1 protein-coding gene is annotated in these 266 nt (G+C 39.1%); it reads right to left on the bottom strand.

What is annotated here, in order from left to right:
* On the bottom strand, positions 1–266 hold a 266-nt coding region (locus AC2Q9J_RS18030), incomplete at both ends, for an alpha/beta fold hydrolase (RefSeq protein WP_499042070.1).

Genomic DNA, 266 nt, shown 5'->3' with positions numbered 1-266 from the left:
GCCCATCAAAATGAATTGATCCAATTTTAATAGTTTAATCAGCGTATCAATATCATTCCAATGACTTGAAATGGCATCTAAGTGAGGAATTGCACAATCCTTAGAGCCGCCAAAACCACGCCAATCAGGGATAATAAATTCATATTGTTTACGACTAGCAAATAAAAAAGGAAGCCACTGCCAACTTTGCATACCGAGTCCCGATAAGACGAGTACGGGTTCACCTTCACCTACACGTCGAACAAATAATTTTTCTTGATCAGGCA

The sequence above is a fragment of the Planococcus sp. RAB007_Raresut genome (assembly GCF_057369535.1).
The sequence above is the reverse complement of the archived record's forward strand: the minus strand, read 5'-3'. Positions and strand labels throughout refer to the sequence as shown.